Source organism: Nonomuraea longicatena (assembly GCF_039525605.1).
Taxonomy (GTDB): Bacteria; Actinomycetota; Actinomycetes; order Streptosporangiales; family Streptosporangiaceae; genus Nonomuraea; species Nonomuraea longicatena.
Genome location: NZ_BAAAHQ010000024.1, coordinates 1 through 26,225 on the forward strand (window position 1 = coordinate 1; position 26,225 = coordinate 26,225).

General features: G+C 68.6%; 22 protein-coding genes and 1 tRNA gene. 14 read left to right on the plus strand and 9 right to left on the minus strand.

The features are described 5' to 3' along the window. The first annotated feature begins 835 nt into the window (after positions 1-835). The gene (locus tag ABD120_RS23650) at positions 836-2,116 is read left to right on the plus strand and encodes a hypothetical protein (protein WP_343952196.1); all 1,281 of its coding nucleotides are present in this window, start codon (positions 836-838) and stop codon (positions 2,114-2,116) included. A 330-nt stretch (positions 2,117-2,446) separates the two neighbouring features. Here the strand turns inward: ABD120_RS23650 and ABD120_RS23655 are convergent, their stop codons facing one another. Continuing rightward, entirely contained in the window at positions 2,447-3,637 is a 1,191-nt protein-coding gene (locus ABD120_RS23655; RefSeq protein WP_343952198.1) for a serine/threonine-protein kinase, read from the minus strand. Between the two features lie 208 nt (positions 3,638-3,845). Here ABD120_RS23655 and ABD120_RS23660 point away from each other — a divergent pair, with 208 nt between their 5' ends. From ABD120_RS23660 to htpX, 7 genes are all read left to right on the plus strand, one after another. Beyond that, on the plus strand, positions 3,846-4,763 hold the full coding sequence (locus ABD120_RS23660) for a 4Fe-4S binding protein (RefSeq protein ID WP_343952199.1): 918 nt from the start codon (positions 3,846-3,848) through the stop codon (positions 4,761-4,763). After that, on the plus strand, positions 4,760-5,485 hold the full coding sequence (locus ABD120_RS23665; RefSeq protein WP_343952201.1) for an NADH-quinone oxidoreductase subunit J family protein: 726 nt from the start codon (positions 4,760-4,762) through the stop codon (positions 5,483-5,485). Before ABD120_RS23660 ends, ABD120_RS23665 begins: the two co-directional genes overlap by 4 nt. Next, a complete protein-coding gene (gene nuoK, locus ABD120_RS39885) occupies positions 5,485-6,240 on the plus strand; it encodes an NADH-quinone oxidoreductase subunit NuoK (protein WP_425564021.1) in 756 nt (251 codons plus the stop codon). The genes ABD120_RS23665 and nuoK overlap by 1 nt, the downstream gene beginning before the upstream one ends. Beyond that, positions 6,237-8,138 carry an NADH-quinone oxidoreductase subunit 5 family protein gene (locus ABD120_RS23675; protein ID WP_343952202.1) on the plus strand — a complete coding sequence of 634 codons (1,902 nt, stop codon included), beginning with the start codon at positions 6,237-6,239 and terminating at the stop codon, positions 8,136-8,138. The genes nuoK and ABD120_RS23675 overlap by 4 nt, the downstream gene beginning before the upstream one ends. Continuing rightward, a complete protein-coding gene (locus ABD120_RS23680; protein ID WP_343952203.1) occupies positions 8,135-10,372 on the plus strand; it encodes an NADH-quinone oxidoreductase subunit M in 2,238 nt (745 codons plus the stop codon). The genes ABD120_RS23675 and ABD120_RS23680 overlap by 4 nt, the downstream gene beginning before the upstream one ends. A gap of 272 nt (positions 10,373-10,644) precedes the next feature. Beyond that, a complete protein-coding gene (locus ABD120_RS23685; RefSeq protein WP_343952204.1) occupies positions 10,645-11,880 on the plus strand; it encodes an NADH-quinone oxidoreductase subunit N in 1,236 nt (411 codons plus the stop codon). Between the two features lie 706 nt (positions 11,881-12,586). Then, positions 12,587-13,438 carry a zinc metalloprotease HtpX gene (gene htpX / locus ABD120_RS23690; RefSeq protein ID WP_343952205.1) on the plus strand — a complete coding sequence of 284 codons (852 nt, stop codon included), beginning with the start codon at positions 12,587-12,589 and terminating at the stop codon, positions 13,436-13,438. A 13-nt stretch (positions 13,439-13,451) separates the two neighbouring features. Here htpX and ABD120_RS23695 read toward each other — a convergent pair whose 3' ends face one another. The 3 genes from ABD120_RS23695 to ABD120_RS23705 all read right to left on the minus strand — a co-directional run bounded on the left by ABD120_RS23695 (position 13,452) and on the right by ABD120_RS23705 (position 15,133). Next, on the minus strand, positions 13,452-13,739 hold the full coding sequence (locus ABD120_RS23695; protein WP_343952206.1) for a hypothetical protein: 288 nt from the start codon (positions 13,737-13,739) through the stop codon (positions 13,452-13,454). Between the two features lie 40 nt (positions 13,740-13,779). After that, positions 13,780-14,025: a PHD finger domain-containing protein gene (locus ABD120_RS23700; RefSeq protein WP_343952207.1), complete on the minus strand. Its 246-nt coding sequence runs from the start codon at positions 14,023-14,025 to the stop codon at positions 13,780-13,782. 73 nt (positions 14,026-14,098) lie between these two features. Further along, the gene (locus tag ABD120_RS23705; protein ID WP_343952208.1) at positions 14,099-15,133 is read right to left on the minus strand and encodes an aldo/keto reductase; all 1,035 of its coding nucleotides are present in this window, start codon (positions 15,131-15,133) and stop codon (positions 14,099-14,101) included. 92 nt (positions 15,134-15,225) lie between these two features. Between ABD120_RS23705 and ABD120_RS23710 the strand changes: the two genes are divergently transcribed. Then, positions 15,226-15,846: a TetR/AcrR family transcriptional regulator gene (locus tag ABD120_RS23710; RefSeq protein ID WP_343952209.1), complete on the plus strand. Its 621-nt coding sequence runs from the start codon at positions 15,226-15,228 to the stop codon at positions 15,844-15,846. Positions 15,847-16,077: 231 nt separating this feature from the next. On the opposite strand, the gene ABD120_RS23715 is transcribed toward ABD120_RS23710, so the two are convergent. Together ABD120_RS23715 and ABD120_RS23720 are read right to left on the minus strand one after the other, a co-directional pair. Beyond that, positions 16,078-16,159 (minus strand) — tRNA-Tyr (locus tag ABD120_RS23715). 110 nt (positions 16,160-16,269) lie between these two features. Continuing rightward, positions 16,270-16,602 (minus strand): cupin domain-containing protein, encoded by a 333-nt coding sequence (locus ABD120_RS23720; protein WP_343952210.1) that lies wholly within the window; start codon positions 16,600-16,602, stop codon positions 16,270-16,272. A gap of 163 nt (positions 16,603-16,765) precedes the next feature. On the opposite strand from ABD120_RS23720, the gene ABD120_RS23725 reads away from it, so the two are divergent. Then, on the plus strand, positions 16,766-17,257 hold the full coding sequence (locus tag ABD120_RS23725) for a YajQ family cyclic di-GMP-binding protein (RefSeq protein ID WP_343952212.1): 492 nt from the start codon (positions 16,766-16,768) through the stop codon (positions 17,255-17,257). Between the two features lie 59 nt (positions 17,258-17,316). Here ABD120_RS23725 and ABD120_RS23730 read toward each other — a convergent pair whose 3' ends face one another. Then, entirely contained in the window at positions 17,317-18,177 is an 861-nt protein-coding gene (locus tag ABD120_RS23730) for an NAD(P)-dependent oxidoreductase (RefSeq protein WP_343952213.1), read from the minus strand. 81 nt (positions 18,178-18,258) lie between these two features. Here ABD120_RS23730 and ABD120_RS23735 point away from each other — a divergent pair, with 81 nt between their 5' ends. After that, positions 18,259-18,840 carry a TetR/AcrR family transcriptional regulator gene (locus ABD120_RS23735; RefSeq protein WP_343952214.1) on the plus strand — a complete coding sequence of 194 codons (582 nt, stop codon included), beginning with the start codon at positions 18,259-18,261 and terminating at the stop codon, positions 18,838-18,840. 189 nt (positions 18,841-19,029) lie between these two features. Here ABD120_RS23735 and ABD120_RS23740 read toward each other — a convergent pair whose 3' ends face one another. Then, on the minus strand, positions 19,030-19,827 hold the full coding sequence (locus ABD120_RS23740; RefSeq protein ID WP_343952215.1) for a hypothetical protein: 798 nt from the start codon (positions 19,825-19,827) through the stop codon (positions 19,030-19,032). Between the two features lie 148 nt (positions 19,828-19,975). Here ABD120_RS23740 and ABD120_RS23745 point away from each other — a divergent pair, with 148 nt between their 5' ends. The 3 genes from ABD120_RS23745 to ABD120_RS23755 are packed head-to-tail and all read left to right on the plus strand — an operon-like array spanning position 19,976 to position 24,747. Then, on the plus strand, positions 19,976-23,125 hold the full coding sequence (locus tag ABD120_RS23745) for an AfsR/SARP family transcriptional regulator (protein ID WP_343952216.1): 3,150 nt from the start codon (positions 19,976-19,978) through the stop codon (positions 23,123-23,125). Positions 23,126-23,167: 42 nt separating this feature from the next. Next, positions 23,168-24,280, plus strand: coding sequence for an FAD-dependent monooxygenase (locus tag ABD120_RS23750; protein WP_343952217.1), 1,113 nt, complete (start codon positions 23,168-23,170; stop codon positions 24,278-24,280). After that, entirely contained in the window at positions 24,277-24,747 is a 471-nt protein-coding gene (locus ABD120_RS23755) for an NUDIX hydrolase (protein ID WP_343952218.1), read from the plus strand. Before ABD120_RS23750 ends, ABD120_RS23755 begins: the two co-directional genes overlap by 4 nt. Here ABD120_RS23755 and ABD120_RS23760 read toward each other — a convergent pair. Continuing rightward, positions 24,722-26,203: a hypothetical protein gene (locus ABD120_RS23760; RefSeq protein ID WP_343952219.1), complete on the minus strand. Its 1,482-nt coding sequence runs from the start codon at positions 26,201-26,203 to the stop codon at positions 24,722-24,724. The two genes, ABD120_RS23755 and ABD120_RS23760, sit on opposite strands and share 26 nt — an antisense overlap. Between the last annotated feature and the right edge of the window lie 22 nt (positions 26,204-26,225).

Here is a 26,225-nt window from a genome sequence, read left to right on the forward strand (position 1 = left end):
GCCTTCGCCTTCGCCTTCGCCTTCGCCTTCGCCTTCGCCTTCGCCTTTCTTGCCGCTATTGCGGGTTGTCGTCCTCCCTGGGGCTCAGTAGTTGGCTCGGTTCGAGTACGGCGAGGGCCTTTGAGGCTGCCCACTGCCGAGGAGATGGCGCAGACGACCGCCGAAGTTCATGGACGATGGCCCTGTATCAGCACGCTCGGCCGGGTGCCTGCTGTCGTCGCTCGCACTACCGACGGCGAGAACCGGCTGCTATCTCCAGCACTGCCGCTGCCACTGCCTCAACCGCAGTCACGGCTATCGCCCCCGCTGTCGACCTCGACGGCCATGGACGTCTGCGAGGCAGCCGTTGGCGTCCTTGACCGTAGACGACGGATCTTCCCGTTCGACGAGCGCAGGTCGCCGCCGCCGCGATCAGCGACAGGGTTCAGTGACCACGGTCGGGACATGTCTCCAGTCGATGGCCGAAACAGCTCGGCATGGGTCATGCCTTCGCATATCTGGTCGAATGTTCAGACGGCAAGTTGGTGGTCTCATCGCCCCGGCATCCACGCACGGGCGCTCTGGAGTGGCTTCTCAGTCAAGGTCTTCGGAGAGCTGGAGAGCTGGAGAGCTGGAGAGCTGGAGAGCTGGAGAGCTGGAGAGCTGGAGAGCTGGAGAGCTGGAGAGCCGGAGAGCTCGGGGAGGCGGTGAATGTCCTGCAGAACAGTTATCGCGCACCCGGGTTTCTGTCCGACATCGCTTCCAGATCCGTTCTAAGCCGTCAGCGGTCGATCGTGTCGTCTAGTTTTCGCGCAGAATGGTGTCGACAGGGAGGCGGGGGCCAAAGGAGGAACGAATGCCGCCGATCGAGTTCCGTCATCCAGTCCTTACTCTCGTCCTCACCTGGGACGGCATCACGCTCAGCGCTGCCGACACCCGTACTGGCCGGTCGTTGTCGGCTCCAGCGCCTTGTTCGCTTCTTCTCTACGGGTATGAACGGTCAAGTCTTCATCCGAAGCACGGCTGGACCTATCAGGAAACCATCACCGGCCTTGCGATCCTCGACGCAGCCGGGCTGGTTGTCGCGGAGTTCCCCGGCGAATGGGATCTCCGTGCCTTGGGAGTCTTTGCCCGTGGCTGCGGCATTCCCCTCAACGACGTGAGAGCCTGGCCCGGTCACCGAGTGCGAGCGATTCTCGCCGGACGGGCACCCGGCTGGTCCAGGTTCACCGGCCTGCCGATTCCCTGGTACCGCCGCTGGGGCAAGTCCGTCGCGATCGGTCTTGGCTCGGCGGCCGCACTGGCGATGGTCATCCTGGTATCGATCGACGCATGGTTCGTATGGCGTGTCTTCTCGACTGTCGGCCGGTTGTTATCGGAGTTGGCCGCGTTCAAGTGGATGGTCTTTCTGTTCAGTCCATTCCTGATGCTGAGCGCCCCGGTGCGGTCGCGCATACATCGTCGTCGCATCCGCCGAGGCGTCATTCTGGCCTCGCCGGTCGGCATCCACCTGTCGGTAACCGGCAGAACTCTGCACATCCACCGCGGTTCAGAAGTAATCGCCGCCGCTCCTCTTGGCTCCCATCCACCAGCTAGTTCTGAGTACCCCTCTGCGGTGTCTGTTGCCGAACAGCAGCCCACCAGCACGCCCGCCATCGGGCCGGAAGCCGCTGCTCGCCGCGAAGGGGAAAGTGTAATGAATCAAATGGCAGGAGAGAACTTCACGTGGCCCTCGCCCGCTGAGCCCAAGTCGATATTCCACCCTGAACGGGCGACCTCTCAGAATAGTCTCACGGTTGGCGATTGGCTATCGCCCGGCGCCTCGCCGCCAGCTACTGTTCCGATTTCACCAGATAATGTTCAGCCCTGGACTTTCGAGCCGGTTGACCGGATCTCACCACCAACGCCTGCTCGGTCGTCTTCGGTGGTCAAGCTGCTGCTCTATGGCTATGAGGATCTCGCAGGGCTTGTTCTCATGTCCGCTTCAGGTGAGCCGCTTCATCATATCCCGGGTCCGTGGGCGCCGGAACTGGTCAATCGTTTCGCCGCGCGGCACGAACTTGTCCTCGAAGTTCGTGTATTGCAGAGAAGTGACTACATTTCGCTGGTCGCTCGGTCCCATCAAGCTACACCCTAAATCTGGGTGAGGTCGATGCGCTTCGCTAGGCGCGAACATCTCACAACATCGGGTTCAGCGGTGGCTCTCGATGGCTGCGAGTTGGAATTGTTCCGGGAGTCGGAATTGGTAATCGAACTCTGACGCCGCTTTAGGGCTGCACCTTGAGCTGTCGGCTATCGGTGACGGGCTCTGGCTCAACAATGCGTCGTTATGGAGAGGTTTTGTGCGGGCGAGGAGCGTGGTATTGAGGGAGCGTGAGTGGCGTCGGTGGGTGGCGGGTTGGAGGCTTTGCCGTAAAGGAGACAAAGGCCCAAAGGGCCGTCGGGGAAGAATGGCGGGTCGCGCCGGTCAGTGGACGATCGCCAGCATCACGTCGGAGGCCGACGGTCGCTCGTCGGGGCGCTTGTGGAGGCAGGCTCCGACGATCCCCCGCAAGGCGGGCGGCAATGGTGACAGATCAGGATGGAAGTTGAGCACCCGGTTGAACACCGCGGGGACGGTGTCCTCTCCGAACGCCGGTCGTCCCGTAGCCGCGAACAGGATGGTCACCGCCCAACTGAACACGTCCGACGGGGGGCCGACGGTCCCGCCCGTCAGCTGCTCCGGAGACATGTACGGCGGGGTGCCGATCATCTTGCCCTGGGTCACGGTGACCTGGTCGAAGGCTCTGGCGATGCCGAAATCGATGACGCGCGGACCGTCTGGGCCGATGAGGACGTTGCTTGGCTTGAAGTCACGATGCACCACCCCCGCCTTGTGGATGGCGGCCAGCGCTCCGGCTGTGGATAACGCCAGGCGAGTGAGGCTGTCCTGGTCGCGCGGGCCGTACTTTCGTACGAGTTGCTCAAGGGACGGGCCTTCTACGTACTCGCTCACGATGTAGGCGTTCTGTCCGCTGATGTTGACGTCGAGGACCCTGGCTGTGGAGAACGTCGCGACCCTGCGGGCGGCGTCCACCTCCCTGGCGAATCTGGCCCGTGCGGTCTCGTCGACCAAGTCGTGCAGGACCTTGACCGCAACCTGTGAGCCGCTGGGGGCCGTCGCCAAGTAGACCGCGCCCTGGCCGCCGCGACCGAGTTGGCGGAGCACCCGGTATCCGCCGACCCAGCCGGGGTGGTTGGACTGCGGCGGAGCGGGCGGCTGGACCGGTGGCGGCGGGAAGACCGGGGCGGTGGGGCGTTGGTGCAGGTCCTGCCGGGGGACGGCGCCGCGCCGACCCTTCGCCATGATCGGGACCATGATTCCGGAGTGGATCACGCCGCCCAGCCAGCTGAACCCGAACCCCAGGACGACGACGGTGGCCAACGGCTCGGGTATGGCCTCCACGTCGCCGTAGCCGATGAGCGCGAGCAAGAAGATCGCTACACAAAGGGTGTAGACGCAGGCCGCGACGGCCTGGAAGAGGCTGCGTCGCCAGTAGGCGGCGAACCCTATCGTGAACGGCGTCGCGAGCCCGCAGCTGACGAGTGGGACGACCGCCCAACCCACGGCGGCGGCCCAGGCTCCGGGGCTTGGACTTGCGGGGTGGGGGTGGGACATGGCGGGAAGACTACCGGGCTGGGGCGACAGGGTGGGGGCCGTGAGCCCGCTGTGGATAAGTGTGCACAGGTTGTGGATGGCTGTGGAAAACCTGGGGACAAGAGGTCCGGCGCATTCACCTGTGGCGGATAGTGCGTCATGATGTTGAGTCATGGCGAAGATACCGGGAGTAGGACTCGTAAGGGGACTCTCAGTCACCCTTCGCCACATGCTGCGCAAATCCATCACGCAGCAGTACCCCGAGGTCAAACCCGATCTACCGCCTCGGAGTCGGGGCGTGATCGCGCTGGTCGAGGAGAACTGCACCTCTTGCATGCTCTGCGCCAGAGAGTGCCCCGATTGGTGCATCTACATCGACTCGCACAAGGAGACCCTCCCCGCGCCCGAAGGCGGCAGGCCCCGGCAGCGCAACGTCCTCGACCGCTTCGCCATCGATTTCGCCCTCTGCATGTATTGCGGGATCTGTATCGAGGTGTGTCCGTTCGACGCGTTGTTCTGGTCCCCTGAGTTCGAGTACGCCGAGGGGGACATCCGCGAACTTCTCCACGAGAAGGAGCAACTAGCGTCTTGGGCGGCGACAGTACCCCCGCCACCCGCACACGACCCCGGGGCAGAGCCGCCCAAGGAGCTGACCGCGGCGCCGCGCCGTCCTGCCGCTCAAGCAGCGGCCCGTCCTGCGAGGCAGGCGCCGGCTCCTCGACCCGAGCCCGATAGCGGGCAGGACGCCCCGTCCGCCCCCGAGGAGGGCTCGCGTCCGCGTAGGTCCGTGGCCAACGTCCGAGGGATTCGTCCGCCCGGCCGCCTGCCCGAGTCCGCTGCGGGCCGTACGCCCAAGACGCCGGGGCCGCCACCGGACGGCTCAGAAGCGCGACCATCCGATCGTCCGCAGGGGAATTCAACGGATTCGCCCGACAAATCAGGGAAGCCTGAACGGAAGTTGTCCACAGGCGAACCCGGGGCGCAAGAGTTGTCCACAGGTCCCGGCGAGCCGCCCGCGCCCGCCGAATCCGAAGAGCAGACTTCTCCCGCGACCCCACGTAGGCGCAGGATGGCCGACCCACGATCCATCCGCCCGCCCGGACGGTTGCGCCCCGACGAGACACGGGAGTCCGAGGAGGATTCGTGACCGAGGCAGCGCCCTTCCTGCCCCCGACCACGCAAGAAGTCGTCTTCTTGCTCCTGGGTGCGGTGGCCGTAGGAACGGCGCTGCTCGTCGTCACCACCAGACAACTCGTCCACGCCGCTCTCTGGCTCGTCGTCTGCTTCGGCGCGCTGGCGGGCGGCTACCTCGTTCTGACCGCCGAGTTCGTCGCCTGGGTCCAGGTGCTCATCTACGTCGGCGCCATCGTGGTGCTGATGCTGTTCGGCATCATGCTCACACGTGCGCCCATCGGCCGTTCCCCCGACCTCGACAGCGGTAATCGCGCGGTGGCGACCGTCGTGGCGCTGGCGACCGCGGGCATCCTGGTCACGGTCGTCATCGACGGCTTCGGCACCGCGTACTCCCCGCTCAAGCCCGGAGCGGGCGCGGCGGAACAACTCGGCGCGAGCGTGTTCAGCACGTGGGTGCTGCCGTTCGAGGCTCTCTCCGTGCTTCTGCTGGCCGCCCTGATCGGCGCCATCGTCCTCTCCCGCACCGACATCCGCGGCGCGCCCACGCGTTCGCGATCTCCGAACGGCTCGGTGCCCGGCGTGGCATCCAGTCCGGACCGCGACACCATCGGCCCTTCGCCACGCGATTCAGGTCAATCCACTACGACCACGCCCTCCATACAGGGCCCTGAAGCAACGAAGCCGACGGAAGGCAGACCGCACAACAGCTCAACCGATGATGACGGGGGGCAATAGTGCACATCGTCTATCCGGCGATCGTCTCAGCCCTGCTCTTCTCCATCGGTGTGTACGGCGTGCTGGCCCGGCGCAACACCATCCTGGTCCTGATGTCCGTCGAGTTGATGCTCAATGCGGTGAACATCAACCTGGTGGCGTTCGACGTCTGGCTGGGGGACCGGCTGCACAGCGGACAGGTGCTCACGCTGTTCGTCATCGTGATCGCCGCCGCAGAGGTCGGCCTCGGGCTGGCCATCGTGCTGGCTCTGTTCCGGAACCGTCAGACCGTGGACATCGACCACCTCCGCACACTGGCCGAGCCGAACGATCACGCACCCGTCGACGGAGCCCTCACCCCGGCACGGGTCGGTGTCGGCTCGTCCGCTGGAGGAACCGCGAGGGCGCATAGCGGGCAGTACGGCCCGACCGGAGGTGAGAAGGGGGCGCCTCCAGTCGAAACCGGCCGATCTGGAACAGACCTAGATGATCGGGCCGGCCGAGGGCAGGGGCCAGCAGATCAGACTGCGGCCGGAACACCCAGAGGCGAAGTGGCGGCGGCCGGAACACTCAAAGGTGAAGTGGCGGCGGCCGGACCCAAAGGTGAAGTAGCGGCGATCGGGGCGTCCGAGGGCGAAGCAGACGACGCACCGGAAGGCCGACAAGCCAAGGACGCAGGGCCGGAGCCCGGCAAGGATGCCTCAGAGGGAGGGACCGGGCGCGCCTCCGGCGAGGGGCGGCCGGAGAACACCGACAGGCGAGGAGGCACGGCATGACGTCCTTTCCCCTCCTCATCGTCGTTCTCCCGTTCGCGGCGGCGGCAGCGGGGCTGCTGCTGTCCCGCTGGCCGCACCGCCGGGCCGACAGCGCGGGGCAGGTGTCGGCGGTCGCCAACCGGCGAGCCGCATGGTTCGCCATCGCTCCCACAGCCGTCTCGGCTGCCCTGGCCCTCGTCCTGGCATCGGCCCAAGGCTTCGCGTTCTTCACCGGCGCCGAGCCGCAGCCCCTGACAGCCGAGTACGGCACCATCGGCACCGGCGGCCTGGCGATCTCATTGACCCTCCAGGCCAACGGCCTGTCCACGGTCATCGGAGTACTGGTGACGCTCGTGGCCCTCGCCGTCCAGGTGTACTCCGTCGGCTACCTGCACGGCGACCCGCGCTACCCCTCCTACAGCGCGTTCATCAGCCTGTTCACCAGCGCGATGCTGCTCGTCGTCCTCTCCGGCGATCTCCTGCTCCTCTACGTGGGCTGGGAGGTCATGGGACTGTGCTCGTACCTGCTGATCGGCCACTGGTGGGAGGACCGCGCCAACTCGCGGGCGGCGGTCAAGGCGTTCCTCGTCACCCGCCTGGGCGACGTCGGGTTCCTGTTCGGGATCTTCGTGCTCGGGGCGGCGGCGGGCAGTTTCCGTATCGCGGACGTCCTGGCCAGCGTGCCCGACCTGTCCTCCGGAACGCTGGTCACGGCGACGCTGCTGCTCCTGGCCGGAGTCGCGGGCAAGAGCGCCCAGATGCCGCTGCACACCTGGCTGCCGGACGCCATGGCGGGCCCGACGCCGATCAGCGCGCTCATCCACGCGGCCACCATGGTCGCCGCCGGCATTTTCGTCGTCGCCCGGCTCTTCCCGGTCTTCGCCCAGGCAGGGCCAACCATGGACGTGCTGGCCGTGATGGCCGCGCTCGGCATGCTCGGCGCCGCGCTGGCCGCTCTCGCCCAGGACGACCTGAAACGGGTGCTCGCCTACTCCACCATCAGCCAACTCGCCTTTATGGCAGGCGGCCTGGCCGCAGGGTCGGACACTGCTGCGATCTTCCATCTGGTGACACATGGGGCGTTCAAGGCGCTGTTGTTCCTCTGCGCGGGCGTGGTCATCCACCATGTGGGCTCCAACCTGATGAGCCGGATGGGTGGTCTGCGGCGCGCACTGCCGCTCACGTTCGCGGCGACGACCATCGGGTTCGCCGCCCTCATGGGACTGCCGCCCGCCAGCGGCTTCTTCAGCAAGGACAGCGTCCTGGCGGCGATGGACCAGGCGCTCGGCGGTGGCACGCTGACGTACGGTGTGGCTCTGACGCTGTACGGCAGCGCGCTCGCGACCGTGGCCGTCACCGGTGCCTACGCCACCCGGGCCTGGTTGCGGACCTTCCTCGGCGAGCCCGGAGCCGTCGCACTCGCGGAACCCGCGCCGGGAACCGCCCATGTCGTCGACGCACGCGAAGCGCCTCTCACGATGCTGGTCCCGGTTGTCCTGCTGGCGGTTCCTGCGCTGCTGCTCGGCTTCGCCGGGGGGCTGCATCTCGACATCGGCGTGGCGCTGACCAGCCTCGTGCTCGCCCTGTCCGGCGCGGGTCTCGTGTACGCCGCCTGGCGCAGTGCCCCGCTGGCCGACCCTGCCCGGTTGCTCGGACCGCTCCGCGTACCGTGCGAGCGGGCCTTCTACCTCGACAACGTGTACGCGGCCCTGTTCGCCCGGCCGGTCCTCGCGCTGGCGAAGGCGGTGGTGGCGACGGACACCCACGTGGTCGACGGCGCGGTCCGAGGTTCGGGGAAGACCACCCGAGGACTGTCCGGAACGCTGAGGTTCGCGCAGAACGGCAACGTTCAGCTCTACATCAGCGGCCTGCTCGCCGGAGTCCTTCTGATCGTGGTCGGGGCGGTGATGTTCGCATGAACTGGTTGCCCGCCGCGCTGCTGGCCGTACCACTGCTGGGTGCGTTGCCGGTCCTGTCACCCGCACTCAGGACGTCGCTGCGTCTGTACGGGTTGATCGTGTCCGGTGTCGTGCTCGCCCTGGCCGTGGTCATGGTGGCGGCGTTCGACTACGGCCAGGCGGCGCGGATGCAGTTCACGCTCGACCTACCGTGGATCCCTGGCCTCGGCATCCGGTTCCATCTGGGCGTCGATGGCATCTCCCTGCCGCTGATCGCACTGACGGCCCTGCTGACCTTTCTCTGCTTCGCCTACCTCTGCGTCGGCGGGGGCCGATTGCTGCGGTCCAGGCCGAGAGCGCTGGTGTTCACGCTCCTGGTTCTCGAAGTCGGCATGATCGGCACCTTCCTCGCGCTCGACCTGTTGCTGTTCTTCGTCTTCTTCGAGATCGTCCTGATCCCGATGTACTTCCTCATCGCCGTCTGGGGCGGCCAGGCCCGTCGCGCGGCCGCGTTCAAGTTCATCCTCTACACGCTGCTCGGCTCCGTGGTGATGCTGCTCGGCCTGCTGTACCTCTGGGCGCAGACCGGCACCCTCGACATCGTCGAACTGGCCGCGCAGCACGGTGCCGGGATGCCCAGAGCGGTGCAGACGACCGCGTTCATCGCCATAGCCATCGGTTTGGCGGTCAAGACGCCGATGTGGCCGCTGCACACCTGGCTGCCCGACGCGCATACCGAGGCGCCCACGGTCGGCTCGGTGCTCCTGGCCGGTGTCCTGCTCAAGATGGGAACGTACGGTTTCGCGAGAATCGCCATCCCCGTCCTGCCGGAAGGAGCGGCCGCTGTAGCGCCGTGGCTCGGTGTGTTCGCCGTGGTCGGCATCATCTACGGTGCGCTCGCCTGCCTCGCCCAACGCGACCTCAAACGGATGATCGCCTATTCGTCGGTCGGCCATATGGGCTTCGTCCTGCTCGGCTTCGCGACGCTGACCACGGTCGGCATCAATGGGGCGCTCTTCGCCAACGTCGCCCACGGTCTGATCACCGGGTTGCTGTTCTTCGCGGCGGGAGCGATCAAGGAGAGGTACGGCACAGTAGACATGTCGGCCATCGGGGGCGGCATGTTGGCGACCGTCCCTCGCCTGGGCTCGGTGCTCACCTTCGCGGCTGTCGCGTCGCTGGGATTGCCGGGACTGGCGGGATTCTGGGGTGAGATGCTCGCGCTGCTCGGCGCGTTCCAGCCCGCCGAGATCCTGCCCAGAGGGCTGTTCCTCGTGTACATGGTGATCGGTGGGCTCGGGGCGGTGCTGACTGCGGCCTACTTCCTGCTCATGCTCTCGCGTGTGACTCATGGGGTGCCCAGCCGCCCTGAGACGGTCACCGTCGGCGCGACCGGTCCTGCGGGCGCCGGTGAACGGCTGGCGCCTGGCCGTGCGGGCGTCGGCGAGGGGGCTGTCGGAGACCGTCCGGAGGTAAGGGCCGGTGAAGAACCGGGCCCTGCGATGGCCGGCGGGCGTGAGGGTGCGTCGCCGGGGGTTGATGAAGAGGCGGGCGGAACTGTCAGGGACGTTTCGGCGAGTTCATCCGCTGGAACCGCCAGGGCTACCTCGGCGAGTACCCCCGATGGAGCTGGCGAGACCACCTCGGCGAGTTCGTCGTCTGGTGCAGGTGGCGACCTTCCGGCGGGGTCTGGGGTTGGTGCGGGTGGGGGCTTTCCGGCGGGGTCTGGGGTTGGTGCGGGTGGGGGCTTTCCGGCGGGGTCTGGGGTTGGTGCGGGTGGGGGCTTTCCGGCGGGGTCTCGGGCCGGGGCTGCTGACGACCTTCCAGCGAGATCCCGGGTTGGTGCAGGTGGGGATCTTCCGGCGGGGTCCTCGGCCGTAAGCCGCGCGGAGGTCTCAGCGAGGCTCCCTGCGGGGGAGCATGGTCCCGCCGAGGAGCATGGTCCAGCGGGACCTGAAGGTACTGGGGGCGCCAGCGGGAACGATCATTCCATGGCCGATCAACGCCTTGATGTCGGGGAGGCCGGTAACCGTCCTGACGCTGGGGAGGCGGCGGTTGGGGGCGAAGCCGGTGATGAGCGGCTGGCGGTGGCGGTCAGCGATCGAGTGGGCGGGCGATTGCCGGACATCAGGGGATACGAACTGGTCGCCTGGGTGCCCCTGATCGCCCTGACGCTGCTCTTCGGGCTCTGGCCGAAGCTGCTGCTGTCCCTCACCACACCTGCCGTCCAAGCGCTCTTGGGGGTCGGCCCGTGATCCAGTCGATCGACTTCTTCGTGATCGCACCGCCGCTGATCCTGGCTTTGGTGGCAGGGCTGGTGCTTCTGCTGGACGCGTTCCTGCCCGCGACCCCGCGCGTCAGGACCGGTCTCGGCCTCGTCACGATCGCCGGACTGTTCGGTGCTCTCGCGTTCGTGGTACTCCAGGCGACCCAGGCTCGCGGTGCGATGTCCACCTTCTGCGTACCGTCTGTGCTCGCCTCGCCGGGGCCGGAAGTCGTACAGGGCCCGGCGCTCTGCTCGTTCGTGGTGGACCGGTTCACGCTCGTGTTCGCCGGGCTGGCCCTGGCCGCTGCCTTGGTGATCGTCCTCATGTCGATGACAGAACTGGCCGCAGGTGGCATTCCCGTGGGGGAGTGGTACTTCCTCCTGCTCTGCACGCTGGTCGGCGCTGTCACCCTGCCCGCCGCCCGTGACCTGATCATGCTCGTGGTCGCTCTGGAGCTGGTCTCGCTACCGGTGTTCGCTCTTACGGGCCTGAGGCGCTACGACGGCCGGTCCTCGGAAGCGGCGGTAAAACTCTTCCTGGTCTCGGTGGTCTCCACCGCGATCATGCTCTTCGGCGTCTCTCTCCTGTACGGCATCAGCGGCACGGTGTTCCTCTCCCGCCTCGGGGTCATCCTCAGCGGCCAGATCGCCGCACCCGGCGCGCCCGGCGGACTTCCCGAGGTGGTCACCGTCGGAGTGATCCTGGTGATCGCCGGGTTCGCCTTCAAGATCGCGGCGGTGCCGTTCCACTCGTGGGCGGCCGATGTGTACCAAGGCGCCCCCATCCCCATCGCCGCACTCCTATCGGTGATCTCCAAGGCCGCCGGATTCGCCGGACTCATCCTGATCATGATGACTGCCTTGTCCGGCCAGGCCGCGACGTGGACGCCGATCGTCGCCATCATCTCCGCGCTGACCATGACGGTCGGCAACCTGCTCGCCATGCGGCAGCGCTCTGCCGTACGGCTGCTGGCCTGGTCGTCCGTCGCGCAGTCCGGCTACATCCTCGCGCCCTTGGCGGTTGCGCAAGGCAGTCGGCCGGTGAGCGCCGCAGTCGCGTATCTGGTGATCTACGCGGCGATGAATCTCGGTGCGTTCGCCGTGGTCATGCTGGTCTCACGTACGGTGGTCCGGAACGAGTTGGACGAATACCGTGGGTTGGTGTTCCGGAGCCCGGTGGCGGGATTGGTGCTCGCGTTCTGCCTGATCTGCCTGGCCGGATTGCCGCCGGGACTCGCCGGGCTGTTCGCCAAAGTGATCGTGTTTCGCGAGGTCATCGGCGGGGGTGTCGGCTGGCTCGCCCTGGTGATGGCGGTGAACACGGTGATCGGGCTCTATTACTACATCGCGTGGACGGCGCGGCTGTTCTCGCCCGGCGCGGCGACTGCTGTGGCGCCTCGCGCGCAGCCCGCGACCTGGGTGGCGGCGGTGGGAGCTGTCGCTGTCGCGATCGTGTTCTCCGCCGCACCTCAATCGGTTCTCTCGATGGTCGGTTGAGCCTGCGATGGTCGGTCGACCGTCGCCGGTTGTTCGATGGCGGGTTGAGCGCGGCAGGGTTCTCCCCATGGTCGGTTGGGCACGGCCGGTCCTTCGACGGTCGGTCGAACATCACCGGTTGCTTCGACGGCTTGGGCAGACCCTGGAGGGGAAGCACCTATCTCCACCGTCACTGCCAGCGGGTGTGCCGCCAGTGCGGTGTCGGGTTTCTGGGTGTTGCGCGCGGGCGGGATGGAAGTCGAGGAGACTGTGCGCCATCCCGTCGAACGGCACCAGGACGCCGTGCGGGGTGAGGTCCCGGATCCGCTCGGCCACGGCCCGCACCCAGCGCAGGTCCCTGGCACCGGACACCACGGCGACCGGCCAGGTGAAGTTCGGCAGCGCGGCGGGCAGGTCCGAGTTGGTGGTGTTGGTGGGTGAGTGTGTCAGTGGCTGTTGCTGGTTGGGGGTTTGCTGAGGTTGGGGGCGGGGTTGTTCGGTCGGTGGGTGTGGTGTCGGGTTCCTGGGTGCTTGTGGGTGGGGTTGGTGGGTGCGTGTGTCGGTGGCCGTCGTTGGTTGGGGGATTTGCCGAGGGCGGGGGTGGGGTCGGTTGGTGTTGTTCGGAAACAGGGAGTTCCGGATCGGCCTCCGGCAAGGCGGGGTGGGAACGATGAGGTGGGGGGTGGACGTTGGAGCTGGTGAAACCCGGACCGCGAAGGGGGGAGTCATGCGCCACAACAGTCTGCGCACCGCCGCGCTGCTGGGTGGGCTGTCGGGGCTGACCCTCCTCGCCGGAGCTTGGCTGGGTGGCGGTACGGGTCTGCGGATCGCGCTGGTCGTCGCCCTCGCGACCACCGGCATCGCCTACTTCTTCTCCGACCGGATCGCCCTGTCGGCCATGCGCGCCCGCCCGGTGAGCGAGGTCGAGCAACCGACGCTGTACAAGGTCGTCCGCGAGCTGTCGACGGAGGCCCGGCAGCCGATGCCGAGGCTGTACATTTCCCCGACGGCCCAGCCGAACGCCTTCGCCACCGGCCGCAACCCGCGTCGCGCGGTGATCTGTGTGACGTACGGTCTCACGCGGCTTCTCGACGAACGAGAGCTTCGCGGCGTCATCGGGCACGAGCTGTCCCACGTGTACAACCGCGACATCCTCATCACCTCGGTCGCGGCCGCGCTCGCCACGATGATCACCTGGGCCAGCTATGTGGCGGTGTTCTTCGGCGGTTCGGATGACGACGAGGGGCCCGGATTCCTGGGCGCGCTGCTGATGATGGTGCTCGGGCCGGTGGCGGCCACGATGGTGCAGTTGGCCGTCTCACGCAGCCGCGAGTTTCAAGCGGACGAGGCCGGCGCCCGCCTCACCGGCGATCCGCTGGCGCTCGCCTCCGCCCTCCGGAAGATCGAGATGGGCGCCCGTCGTCTGCCTCTTCCGGAGAACAGCCGCCTGACCTCGGCGTCCCACATGATGATCGCGAACCCGTTCAGCGGTTGCGGCCTCGGCCGGATGTTCTCCACGCACCCGCCCACGTCGGAGCGGGTGGCCCGCCTGGAGCGCATGGCCGGCTACCGCCGCTGACATCGAGCCCCGGCTACCTTCGGGCGATGAACCGGCGCGCGGTTTCGAGTTGCCGGACCTTGGCGGTCCTCAAGGCGTTGAACTTCTTGGGATGGGCACGAATGGCGTCGTTCTGGATGCGGGTCTCAGCGGCGGCCCGGTTTCGGAACTCCTGCTGACAGCTGGATGCGTGCTCGGTCCAGACATTCGTCCACAGCTTCGCGGAGCTTGGGCGGTGCCTGCTGATCTGTGCGCGGTCGCTTGCCTTGCGGAATGCCACAGCGGGCCGGTCGGGAGGCGACTGGTAGCCGAAGATCTCCACGATTCGCGGCTCGATGACGCCGTAGCGGGGCGTCCTCCTTCTAGGCAGGAGCCGGCAGCGCCTGCCAGGCCAGTCCGCGACGCAACATGCAGTCGCGGACAAGGAGATCCTCGGCGACGTCCAAGGTCATGGCCTCGGCCGGGCTGAAGTTGTAGGCGTCGAACAGCAGCAGGAGCCGCTGTGCTCCGGCACCGGGCTCAGGTACGGTGCGACTGCAGGGGGCGTGGAACAGGCTGAGGCCACTCCGACGAGGAGCCAGGCCGCCACCTCGTCGTCGGATCGGCATCTCATCCTGCTTTCACATCGGAGGTCGTCGTCGCGTGCCTGCGGGCGTTCCGGTGGCCATCGCCAGGCGGTGGTCAGACCACGGGTGGGTTGAGGCGGGCGAAGCCTTCCTGGCGGCGATAGGGGAAGTACGGATAAGGCGACACCTTGTTGCTCGCCGCGTCGAGTTTCGCCATGTGGTCGGGTGTGAGCGTCCAGCCGACGGCACCGAGATTCTGGCGGAGCTGCTCCTCGTCGCGGGCGCCGATGATGACGGAGGAGACGGTCGGCCGCTGCAGCAGCCAGTTGATGGCGATCTGCGGGATGGCTTTGCCGGTCTCCTGCGCGATCTCGTCGAGGACGTCGACGACGCGGTAGAGGAGTTCGTCGTCGACCGGCGGGCCGAAGTCGGCGGTGTCGTGGAGTCGGCTGCGGGCGGGAAGCGGCTGGTCGCGACGGACCTTGCCGGTGAGCCGCCCCCAGCCGAGCGGGCTCCAGACGAGCGCGCCGAGGCCCTGGTCGAGTCCGAGAGGCATGAGTTCCCACTCGTAGTCCCGGCCGATGAGGGAGTAGTAGACCTGGTGCGCGATGTAGCGCGGATGGCCGTACCTGTCGGCGATGGCGAGGGATTTCATCGCCTGGTAGCCGGCGAAGTTGGAGATCCCCAGGTAGCGGATCTTGCCTGCTCGGACGAGGTCGTCGAGCGCGGACAAGGTCTCCTCGATGGGTGTCCCGGCGTCGAAGGCGTGCAACTGGAGCAGGTCGATGTAGTCGGTGCCCAGGCGGCGCAGCGCGTCCTCGCACGCGGTGATCAGGCGGGACCGGGAGGTGCCGGCATCGGCTGGGCCGTCACCTGTCGGCAGTCCGGTCTTGGTGGACACGATCACCTGGTCTCTGCGGCCTTTGACGGCGGCGCCCAGCACCTCCTCGGAGGCTCCGCCGGAGTAGACGTCGGCGGTGTCGAACATGGTGATCCCGGCGTCCAGGCAGATGTCCACGAGGCGGCGGGCCTCTTGCGCGTCGGTGTTGCCCCAGGCGCCGAACAGTGGTCCTCGGCCGCCGAAGGTGCCGGCGCCGAAGGTCAGTGCGGGAACCTTGAGCCCGGATGCGCCCAGCCGTCTGTATTCCATGGTCAGCCTCCCGATAGCTAACGGGTCTTGAGTTTCGTTAACATGGTTCAAGCTAGCACGCCTGCCCCTATTAACGAAACTGGAGTCCCGTTATGGAGTCGATGGAGCCGGGGACCGTCCGGCCGGGAGGGCGTACCGCACGCGTGCGGACGGCGGTGCTGCAGGCGGCCGGGGACATCCTCGCCGAGCGGGGTTACTCCCACCTGGACCTCGCTGACATCGCCCGACGCGCCGGAGTGGGGAAAACGACCGTCTACCGTCGCTGGGGTACGGTCACCGGTCTGGTGGCCGACCTGCTGGCGGACATGGCCGAGCAGTCGCTGCCGCGCACCGAGACGGGTTCGCTGCTCGGCGACCTCAAGGCGAATGCCCGGCTGGTGCAGCGTACGTTGGCGGACTCCCGGCAGGGGCCGCTGTTCAAGGCCGTGATCGCGGCCGCGACCGGCGAGGCGAGGACGGCCGAGGCCCTGCGTCACTTCTACGACGTCCGCGTCGACGAGTGGGCCCCCTGCGTCCAGCAGGCCATCGATCGGGGGGAGGTGCCCGAGGGCACCGACACCCATGAGGTGATCCGTGCGGTGTCGGCCCCTCTCTACTACCGCCTGCTGGCCGGCGGCGGCCGTATCGACGTAGCCGCTGCGGACCGCGCCGCCGAGGCCGCCGCGACCGCCGCGCGCGCGGGAGTGTTCCTGTCGGAGGGACGGCCCCGGTGAACGGAGTCGAGCGTGGGGTTCACGGTGTATGCCGAGCGCATCGACGCTCAGCGGCCAAGGAATCTTGAAGCCCCGGAAGGCGATCGACCGCACCCCGAGGGGCAGCGGAAGCGCGTGCCCTGATCCACGGCCTGGATGCGACCCGCGTGGCTCGGTTCCGGCTCACTGGTCGGTAGCCCCACACAATGAAAAGTGCCCTTCATCCGTAGACGAAGGGCACTTTCCCTGTTGTGGCAGGTCCAGGGTTCGAACCTGGGTAGGCTAAGCCGACGGATTTACAGTCCGCTCCCATTGGCCACTCGGGCAACCTGCCTTGTCGGCCGCTCTCGCGGCGACAGGTAGAAGAATAGCGGACTTTCGAGGTGAGCGTGACATCGGTTTGTCCCCCTCGCCCGCTGTGTCGATCATGGTCTCCGCCCCTGTTCACCGCCGCCGGGCGACCGTGAGCACCACAGCGGAATCCTCCAGGGCCTCCAGCGAGTGCACGGCCTGCGGAATGATCAGCAGGTCTCCCGCCGCCCCCTCCCAGGACACGTCCTGTGACAGCAGCCGCACCCGCCCCGAGAACACGAAAAGGGTGGCTTCGCCGGGGTTGTGGTGCTCATCCAGCCGGGAACCCGCGGCCAGGGCGATCATGGTCTGGCGCAGGGCCTGGTCGTGGCCACCGTACAGCGTGCTGGCCGAGCGGCCGCTGGAGGCGGCGTGGGCCGTCTTGAGCTGCTCACGGGCGAGGGCGGGCAACGACTGCTTGTACACGCAGGCTGGTATTCCCGCAGCTCCTCCCGTGCTCCCCGGGAATGGAGCGGGTAAATGACATTTGACCGGCGCATGCGTCGATGACACAGGTTCGCGGATGCTGGCTAGGCTTGTCGGGCGCCGTAGTGAACAGGGCTGTGGCCAGTCAGAGAGGTTTCAGGCTTTGGCAGACTCGTCGTTCGACATCGTCAGCAAGATCGACCATCAGGAGGTCGACAACGCGCTGAACCAGACGGTCAAGGAGATCGGGCACCGCTTCGACTTCAAGGGCACCGGCGCCGCGATCAGCTGGTCGGGGCAGGAGAATATCGAGATCAAGGCGAACAGCGAGGAGCGGGCGAACGCCGTCCTCGACGTCTTCAAGGACAAGGTCGTCAAGCGCAGCCTGTCCCTCAAGATCCTCGATGCGGGTGAGCCGAGGCTGTCCGGCAAGGAGTACCGCATGATGGTCGCCCTCAAGGAGGGCATCGACCAGGAGAACGCGAAGAAGATCGCCAAGCTGATCCGCGACGAAGGGCCCAAGGGCATCAAGGCGCAGATCCAGGGTGAGGAACTGCGGGTGAGCTCCAAGAAGAAGGACGACCTGCAGACGATCATCTCCCTGCTCAAGGGCAAGGACCTGGACATCGCGCTGCAGTTCGTGAACTACCGCTAGTGCCTGGCCGGGCGGTCGGCGGCGCCCAGTGGGGGTGGGTGCCGCCGGGCTCGGGGCGGCTAGCGCGTGAGTACCTTGGTCAGGCTGGTGAGGCTGTCCCGGCCGTGACCTGCGGCGATGGCTCGGTGGAAGAGATCGAGCACCGCTGAGGGGAGTGAGACGTCCACGCCTGACGACTTCGCGGTGTGGATGACGTGTTCGAGGCTGGCCGCGCCCATGGACAGGGTGTCGACGTCGCCCTCGTCGTTTCCCGCGTCGAGGCGGGGTGCGTAGAACTCCAGGAAGTACCTGAAGTCCATGGTCTTCACGGCGTGCGGCAGGAACTGCTGCGCGGAGATGCCGTTGGCCTTGGCGATCGCCTGGCCGTGCAGGTAGGCGACCAGGCCGGTCCAGAACATGTCGATCCCGATCTGGTAGTACAGCGCGGCCAGCCCGGGGTCGTCGCCGAGGTAGTCGATCTGGGTCAGTACCTCCAGAGTCTCCCGGTGGGTTTCGAGCGCGTCCTTGGGCCCGCTGTAGTAAGAGACGGCGTCGGGTGTGCCGATGCCCGGGGGCGGGACCAGCACACCGGCGGTGAGCTGCACGCCGCCGCGCGCGGCGACCCACTCGGTGGCCTCGCGCGCCCGGTCGGGGGTGTCGGAGGTCAGGTTGGCCACCGTACGGCCGGCGAGCGCTTCGGGCGCCTGCTCCAGGATGGCGTAGAAGGCGTCGTAGTCGGTCAGGCTCATGACGACGAGGTCGTTGGCCTTGAGCGCGTCCTCGACGGTGTCGGCACGACGGGCGCCTCGGGCGACCAGGTCGTCGGCCCGGCCGGCGGTGCGATTCCACACGGTGAGGTCGTAGCCGTTGTCGAGGTAGGCGTTGGCCATGGCCAGGCCCATGGGGCCGAGGCCGATCAGGGTGACGGATCGGGCGGTCATCAGGTCTCCTAAAACGAACGTTCTATTTAGAATGGGACTGTAACACTAGAATGAACGCTCTATCAACTACGATGGGACAGCATGAAGACCAAGCACGAGGTGGGCACCCGGGACCGCATCGTCCGCGCCACCTCCCGCCTGATGCAGCGGCAGGGGTACGAGGCCACGGGCCTGAAGCAGATCTCACAGGAGGCGCAGGCCACGCTCGGCTCCGTCTACCACTTCTTCCCGGGTGGCAAGACGGAACTGGCGATCGAGGCCATCAGGCACGGGGACCGGGAGTTCGCCGACCTGCTGCGCGACACGCTCGCGGGCGACGACGACCCGGCCGGGGCGATCGTCGCCTGCACCGGGGAACTGGCGCGCGGGCTGCGCGAATCACAGTGGCTGGACGGGTGCCCGGTCACCACCACCGCACTGGAGAGCGCGGGACGGGCACCCGACATCCAGCGGGCCGCCGACCAGGCGTTCGCGAACTGGCGGGCGCTGGTCGAGGACAAGCTTCGCCGTTCGGGCTTCTCCGCCGAGGTCGCCGGAGAACTCGCCCACACCATCATCAACACCATCGAAGGCGCCGAGATGGCCGCCCAGGTGTCCCAGAGCGAGACGCCACTGCTGATCGCGGGCAAGCACCTCGCACGTCTGGTGAACTCCTACCGCTGAGCAGCGGAGCGAAGACGATCCCCGGCGAACTGCTCCTGCTGAGCAGTGGAGCGAACGTCCTCTGGTGGGCCAACTCCTGCTGAGCAGCGGAGCGAACGGCCCCCGCCGAACGGCGGAGCGAAGGCGGCCCCCGATGGACTCGTATCGCTGGGCGGCGGAGCCGACGGACGGCCCCGCCGCGCGGAGGTCTCAGTTGTAGCGGTAGTCGCCGGTCGAGTAGCGGTAACGCTCGCCGAACACGGCGGCGCGGTACTTGCTGATCGACAGTTTGCCGTGCTGGGCCTTGCCACAGGTGCCGGGACCGGCGAGCTGGTGGATCTCGTAGCGGGCCGTGGGGTCGCCGCCGACGAAGTACTCGGCGCGCACCTCACGCTTGTCCGCGCTGGTGTCGCACGCGAAAATCTTGGTGGAGCGCTCGTTGAAGCAGGTCAGGGCGGCGCCGGCGACAGTGGTGCAGGCCTTGGACTGGGCTCGGGCGCCTGCCGGGGTGATCTGGGTGTGGCGGGGGACGGGGTATTTGGTGAGGTTGCGGACGGTCTTCCAGCGGCTGGTCTTGACCCGGTGCCCGCCCTCGTAGCGCGCGACGCGGAAGGTCACGACCCGGCCGAGCGCGCGCGTTCCCTTGAGCTCACCGGAGCCCGCGAGGTGGTGGATCATGTACTTGGTGCCGAGGTAGCCGTTCAGGTAGTACTCGACGACCCCGTGGGACTTGTCAGGCTCGGTGTCCTCGATGGTGATCCCCGGCCGGTCGCTGTCGTCGGCGCCGACGCAGGCCACGGCCCCTCGGATGCGCATGCATTCCGGCTCGCGCTCCGCCTTCGCGGTCTTGCCCACGGCGGACACGGGGGCGACGGGGGCGACGGCGGGTGGTGGGATGGCGATCACCGCAGGTGGAGCCGCCTTCATGGTCGCGCCCGCGCCGGTCTCGGCGCCGACGGCCGCGGTGACGAGCGCCGCTGCCGCGAGGAGTTTTGCCCCTAATGTCACTCTGACCTCACATCGTCTCGGGGTGCCCTGTGAGATGGCCCAGGGCCTGCCTTAATCGGGTGTGACGTGAGGTTGGCGGTGAATGTTCTGACATTCGCACAAAAAGTATGATCACTTTGCTGGGTCTGCGAGCTGGCAGACTGCAGGTATGCGGTTCGGCATCCTGGGGCCGGTCCAGGTACGCGACGGCGAGGTGCGAGGTGCCCGGCCGCGCGCGGTGCTGGCCATGCTGATGCTGTCGCCGGGGCGCGTGGTCCCCATGAGCGCGCTGATCGACGGCCAGTACGGCGAAGCCCCGCCGGACGGCGCCGCCAACGCGATCCAGGCGGCCGTCTCCCGGTTGCGCCGGGGCCTGCCCGAAGGGGTGGTCGAGTCCCGGAGGGCGGGTTACGTCCTGGCTGTGGACCCGGACGAGGTGGATGCGTACCGTTTCGAACGCCTTGGCCGGGAGGGCCGGGCGCAGCTCGCGGCGGGGGAGTACGAGCGGGCCGCACGGACGCTCAAGCAGGCGCTCGGGCTGTGGCGGGGCCCGGCACTGGCCGACGTTCCGGACATCCCGTTCGCCGAGGACGAGCGGGCGCGACTGGGCGAGGTACTGCTGACCGTACGGGAGGATCTGGCCGAGGCCGAACTGTCGGCGGGCACCGGCACCTCGGTCCCCGAGCTCATGGCGCTGACGGCCGCCCACCCGACCAGGGAACGGCTCAGAGGCCAGCTCATGCGCGCCCTGTACGCCGAAGGCCGCCAGGCCGAGGCGCTGGGCGTCTACGAGGACGGCAGGAGGCTGCTCGCCGAGCGACTCGGCGCCGATCCGTCGCCCCAACTGTCCGAACTGCACGTGGCGATGCTGCGCGGCGACACCGGTGGCGGGCGGAAAGGGGTGCGGGCGCCGGCGCAGCTCACGGCGTTCGTCGGCCGTGATGCCGAACTGCGCAGACTCGCCGACCTGGGTGAGGTCCGGTTGGTGACGATCACTGGGCCGGGCGGAGTGGGCAAGACCCGGTTGGCCGTGGAGAGCGCGCCCGGGGCCTACTTCGCGGATCTGGCGGCGCTGGACGACGGCGCCCAGGTGCCGCAGGCGCTGCTGGTCGCGCTGGGGTTGAGGGAGACGGGCCTGCACAGCCCCGCCGCCGGTGGGCCGGACGCGACCGGGCGGCTGCTGGATGCCCTCGCGGACCAGCGGCTGACGCTGGTCCTGGACAACTGCGAACACCTGATCAACCCGGTGTCCGCCCTGGTGAGACGCCTGCTGGACGCCTGCCCCGGCCTCCGGGTGATCGCGACGAGCCGGGAGCCGCTCGGCCTGACCGGCGAAAGGCTCCTCACGCTGGCGCCATTGCCGGTGCCCCCGCCGGGAACCACCGAGGACATCTCCGACTTTCCGGCCGTGCGCCTGTTCCTGGACCGGGCTGCGGCGGTCCGCTCCGACCCGCCCGATCCGGACCGTGCCGCCGAGATCTGCACCCTCCTGGACGGTCTCCCGCTCGCCATCGAACTGGCCGCCGCCCGCCTGCGGACGTTCACCGCCGACGACCTCGCCGCCAGGCTGGCCGAGGACGGCCGGTTCGCGCTGCTGACCCGAGGCGACCGTACGGCCGCCGCCCGCCACAGAACCCTGCATGCCGCCGTCGACTGGAGCTGGAGCCTGCTCACCGAGGAGGAGCGGGTGGTGGCCAAGCGGTTGTCGGTGTTCGCGGGCGGCGCGTCCCTGGAGGCGGTCGAGCGGGTGTGCGGAAGCGCCGACGTCCTCGCCGACCTGGTGGACCGTTCGCTGGTGGAGGCGGAGGGCGGACGGTACCGAATGTCGGAGACGATCCGCCTGTTCTGCGCCGGGCGCCTCGACCCGGCGGAGGCGGCCCAGGCCAGGGCCGGGCATCTGACGTACTTCCTGGACCTGGCCGAACGCGCCGAGCCGTGGCTGCGCCGGGCCGAGCAGCGCGAGTGGCTGGCCCGGCTCGGCCGCGAGGACGGCAATCTGCGGGCCGCGCTCCGGTACGCCGTCGAGAACGACAGGCCGAAGGCGTTCCGGCTGATCGCGGCGCTGGCGGCGTACTCGTGGCTGAGCGGGCGGCGCGATCGGGAGGCGGTCCGGCTGCTGGCCGGTCCGGTGCCGGACGGACTCGACGAGGAGTACGCGATCTGCGTGCTGCGGGCCGCGCCGGAGGCGACGGAGGAGCAGTGGGCGCGGGCCACGGAGATCATCTGGTCGCTGGGGCGTGAGCTGCGGTACCCGTTCCTGACGGTGCTGTGGGGGATGGTCGTGGGGCCGCCGGCCCGCGACACCGGCTGGCAGGAGGCGACGCTGGGCGGCGACCCGTGGAGCCAGGCGGTCGCGGTGCTCGGACGCGCGCTGGTGCGGCTGCTCGACGGTGCGGTCGCGGAGGCGGAGGCGGAGCTTGAGCAGGCGCTGTCGGTGTTCACGACGCTCGGGGAACGCTGGGGGACGGCGCAGGCGCTCGAATGGCTGGCGTTGATCGCGAGCTGGCGTGGCGAGTGGGCGCGCGCCCACCACCGGTGGGGCCGGGCCGTGGACCTGCACGCCGAACTGGGCGACTCGGATGAGATGGCCGATGTGCTGTGTCGCCGCGCCGCCGGGTCGATGCGCGAGGGCGATCTGGCCGCCGCCGAGTCCGACCTGCGCCGCGCCGCCGCGCTGACGCGGGGCAGGTCGGCGCAGGTGCCACTGTGGTTCGGCGAGCTCGCGCGGCACCGGGGCGAGCCGGAGCGGGCCCGCGAGCACCTCCGCGCCGCGCTGGCCGCCAAGGGCAGCGGGTACGTCGTCGACGGGGTGAAGGGGCTCGCCGCTCTCGCGCTCGGGCGGCTCGCGGAGGCCGACGGCGACCTCATCGCGGCCCGCCGGCACCACCGCACGGCCCGCACCCTGCTCACGTCCTCGGCCGACCTCGCCGAGGTGGCCACCGGCCAGGCCGGCCTGGCCTTGCTGGAGAGCGCGACCGAGAGCACAGCCGAGAGCGCGGCTGAGCGCATGGCCGTGAGCCCGGCCGAGAGCGGGGTTGAGCGCATCGCCGAAAGCCCGGCCGAGGGGACAACTGAGGGTACGGCGAAGCCGGGCCGTCCTGAGAGGGCGGTGAACCCGGGTCTGCTCAAGGGCGCTGAGCATGCGGCGCTGCTGCTCGGGGTCTCCGTGGCGCTGCGTGGCACGACGGTCGCGGGCGATCGGGACACCGCCAGGGTGTACGCGTCCGCGCGGCAGATCCTCGGGCCGACGGCCTGCGCGGAACTGTTCGCTCAGGGCGCGGCCATGAGCGGGGACGAGGCGCTGACCGTGTTGTGGTGAACTGTCAGCCGGTGGTCAGCCCGGACGGCCAGGCTCGTCGCCATGACGAACATCCTCATCTCGGGCGCGGGCATCGCAGGCCCGGCGCTGGCCCACTGGCTGCTGCGCGACGGCCACGCGGTGACCGTCGTCGAGAAGGCGGCGTCCCCGCGCGAAGGCGGTCAGGCGGTGGACTTCAAGGGCGCGGCCCAACTGGAACTGCTCGACCGGATGGGCATCCTTCAGGAGCTGCGGCGACGCCGTACGGACGCCGTCGATCTGGACATCGTGGACGCCGCAGGGCGCAAGCTGACCGAGATGCCCGCCGAGTTCACGGCGGGCGACCTGGAGGTCCTGCGCGGCGACCTGGTCCAGGTGCTGTACGAACGGACGGCGGGCGCGGCCGAGTACGTCTTCGGTGACTCGATCACCTCTCTGACCGAGACGCCCGACGGGGTGCGTGCGCACTTCGAACGGGGTGGCCCACGCCTGTTCGACCTGGTGGTCGGCGCCGACGGTATCCACTCGAACGTGCGGAGCCTGGCCTTCGGCCCCGAGTCCGGATATGTCACTCATCTCGGCTACTACTACGCGCTGTGCGACCTGCCCGGCATGCCGTTCGCGGCGATGTACAACGAACCCGGCCGGATGGTCTCCACGGGAGGAACAGCCCTGTTCGTCTTCGCCGCCCCCGAACTCGCCTACGACCGCCACGTGACAGAGGAGATGAAAGAGCACGTCATCGCCGCCTACGAGGGGCTGGCCTGGCACGGGCGGGAACTCGCCGAAGCGGTACGGCGCAGCCCCGACCTCTACCTCGACTCCCTCAGCCGGGTGAAGGCCGACCGCTATTCCCGGGGCCGCGTCGTGCTGCTCGGCGACGCCGCCTACGGCAACACGCTGGCCGGGCTCGGCACCGGGCTGGCCCTGACGGGAGCGTACGTGCTGGCGGGGGAGCTGAGGCAGGCGGGCGGCGCGCACGCGACGGCCTTCGCCCGCTACGAGCAGGTCATGCGGGCAGGCACCGCGATCTCCAAGGCCGCCAACGCGGGCCGCTTCCTCGCCCCCAGGACCGCGCTGGGGATCCGGGTGCGCAACCGGGTGTTCAAGCACCGCTTCCTGATGAAGGCGATGATGGGTTCGGTGAAAAATCATCCTTTGAAGGAGTACGTGTGACACGAATCCCGCTGCGCCGCTACACCGGGCGCGTCCTGCCCATCGACTCCGACGGGCGGGTGCTGCTGCTCAACGGGTTCGACCCGGCCCTGCCGGACGCGCCGTTCTGGTTCACGGTCGGCGGCGCCGCCGAGGACGGCGAGAGCCTGCTCGACGCGGCGGTCAGGGAACTGTACGAGGAGGCGGGCATCCGCATGGCGGGGGAGCGGTTCACCGGCCCGCTCGGCACCAGCACGATCGAGTTCTGCTGGGCCGACTACGCGATCACCCAGGATCAGACCTTCTTCGCCGTACGCGTCGACTCCGGCACGGTCTCCTTCGACCGGATGGAGGCGATCGAGAAGGAGACCACGCTCGGCCACCGCTGGTGGAGCGTCGCCGAGCTGGAGGCCACGGACGAGGTCGTCTTCCCCCATGACCTCCCCGCGCTGATGCGCTCGATCAGGTGGGACGCAGCACGCGGGTAGCGCCCGTGATCAGCGCGGTGGCGAGGATCCAACCGGCCGCGATCAGGACGTATGCCAGGCCCTGTGTCCATCCGGCCGGATCGAACATCGCCCGCTGGCCGAACGCGCCGATCGGCAGCAGCAGGTCGAAGGTGTAGGCGAAGGCGTCGAAGCCGGGCGCCTCCTCCGGCTTGAGCGGCCGGGGCGGGACGAGCGCGTACGACACGGTGCCCACGACCAGCAGCAGGACGAACCAGAGCGCCGCCAGCCAGGGACGGTAACCGTACCCGACGGTCAGGTCGAGCATGCCGCTCCAGAGCCGCCCGCCCGGCGACATCGTGCGGCGCCGCGCCCGCTGCTTGGCCAGCAGGGTACGGCGGGCGAGCACGTCGTTGCCGTCGCGGAGGTACCAGCCGGCCAACTGCTCGTACGGCTGCGGCCGGTAGCCCAAGGGGTCGCGGGAGACCCAGTCGACGCGGTGCCTGACGCCGCCGCCGCGCAGCCCTTCGTACACGAGACCGTTGAGCCGCAGGCGCTCCGGCCAGGTGGTGAGGTCGTCGTGCAGCGTGCCGATGCGTGAGTAGCCGAGCGTGACCAGTCCGTCGATGGGCTCGGCGGGCTTGAGGTGGAACTCGCGGACCTCGACGTGGCTGGCGTGCAGTGCGTACCTGGTGTCGGGGCTGCGGATGACGCCGGTGACCGACAGCCTGCCGTTGACGCGGGCGCCGCGCAGCCGGACGCAGCCGAGTGCGGTGAACGGGCCTTCCATGATGTCTTCGACGACCATGTTGTCGCAGGCCAGTGCCTCCTTGCCGGGGTTGCGGAGCGTGGTGCCTGCGAGGAAGAGGCCGCCGTTGAGCCGGGCGCCCACCAGGCGGACGCCGCCGGTCACGTCGGCGTTGCTCAGGTACATGCCGGTGTCGACCACCATCGCGCCGGAGTACAGCGCCCACTCGTCGGTGGTGACGATCTTGGTTCCGGCCAGCCAGAAGCCGCTGTCGAACTGCGCGCGGGCGGTGCGGACCGTCCCGGTGATCCACGAACCGGACAGGCTGAGGTGCCCGGCCACCCGAAGCCCGGTGCCTCTGAAACCGGGCATCCGGCAGTCGGTGAAGCGGAGCATGCGGGTGCTCGAACCGTTGAACAGCGGCTCCTCGTCAAGGTGGCAGCCGCTCAGGACGAGCGCGTGCTCCACGGTGCCGTCGCGGATCGCGAGTTGCCCGGTGATCCGCGCGCCGCGCAGCCGCACTGACGGCAGCGAGCCGGGAGGGTGCTCGTGGGCGCCGAGCAGCAGCGCCGCGATGACCTCGGCGCGGACCGTGCGCTCGGGGCCCCAGGTGTGGCCGTCCTTCGGCGCGTTCTCGCCGGCGGGCAGGTCGCGCTGGGCCGGTTCGCCGCCGAGATCGACGAGTTCGCCGGTCGGGAACGCCGACCACACCCGCTGCTCGGCCGGGCTCAGTCGCTTCGATAAAGCCATGATCCTGTTGTCCGTCCTGGGT

What these genes read in the sequence shown, in the direction of transcription:
- ABD120_RS23650 (WP_343952196.1), top strand. Translation starts at nt 836, where the DNA reads ATGCCGCCGATCGAGTTCCGTCATCCAGTCCTTACTCTCGTCCTCACC.
- ABD120_RS23655 (WP_343952198.1), bottom strand. Translation starts at nt 3,637, where the DNA reads ATGTCCCACCCCCACCCCGCAAGTCCAAGCCCCGGAGCCTGGGCCGCC.
- ABD120_RS23660 (WP_343952199.1), top strand. Translation starts at nt 3,846, where the DNA reads ATGCTGCGCAAATCCATCACGCAGCAGTACCCCGAGGTCAAACCCGAT.
- ABD120_RS23675 (WP_343952202.1), top strand. Translation starts at nt 6,237, where the DNA reads ATGACGTCCTTTCCCCTCCTCATCGTCGTTCTCCCGTTCGCGGCGGCG.
- ABD120_RS23680 (WP_343952203.1), top strand. Translation starts at nt 8,135, where the DNA reads ATGAACTGGTTGCCCGCCGCGCTGCTGGCCGTACCACTGCTGGGTGCG.
- htpX (WP_343952205.1), top strand. Translation starts at nt 12,587, where the DNA reads ATGCGCCACAACAGTCTGCGCACCGCCGCGCTGCTGGGTGGGCTGTCG.
- ABD120_RS23700 (WP_343952207.1), bottom strand. Translation starts at nt 14,025, where the DNA reads ATGCCGATCCGACGACGAGGTGGCGGCCTGGCTCCTCGTCGGAGTGGC.
- ABD120_RS23705 (WP_343952208.1), bottom strand. Translation starts at nt 15,133, where the DNA reads ATGGAATACAGACGGCTGGGCGCATCCGGGCTCAAGGTTCCCGCACTG.
- ABD120_RS23710 (WP_343952209.1), top strand. Translation starts at nt 15,226, where the DNA reads ATGGAGTCGATGGAGCCGGGGACCGTCCGGCCGGGAGGGCGTACCGCA.
- ABD120_RS23730 (WP_343952213.1), bottom strand. Translation starts at nt 18,177, where the DNA reads ATGACCGCCCGATCCGTCACCCTGATCGGCCTCGGCCCCATGGGCCTG.
- ABD120_RS23735 (WP_343952214.1), top strand. Translation starts at nt 18,259, where the DNA reads ATGAAGACCAAGCACGAGGTGGGCACCCGGGACCGCATCGTCCGCGCC.
- ABD120_RS23745 (WP_343952216.1), top strand. Translation starts at nt 19,976, where the DNA reads ATGCGGTTCGGCATCCTGGGGCCGGTCCAGGTACGCGACGGCGAGGTG.
- ABD120_RS23750 (WP_343952217.1), top strand. Translation starts at nt 23,168, where the DNA reads ATGACGAACATCCTCATCTCGGGCGCGGGCATCGCAGGCCCGGCGCTG.
- ABD120_RS23760 (WP_343952219.1), bottom strand. Translation starts at nt 26,203, where the DNA reads ATGGCTTTATCGAAGCGACTGAGCCCGGCCGAGCAGCGGGTGTGGTCG.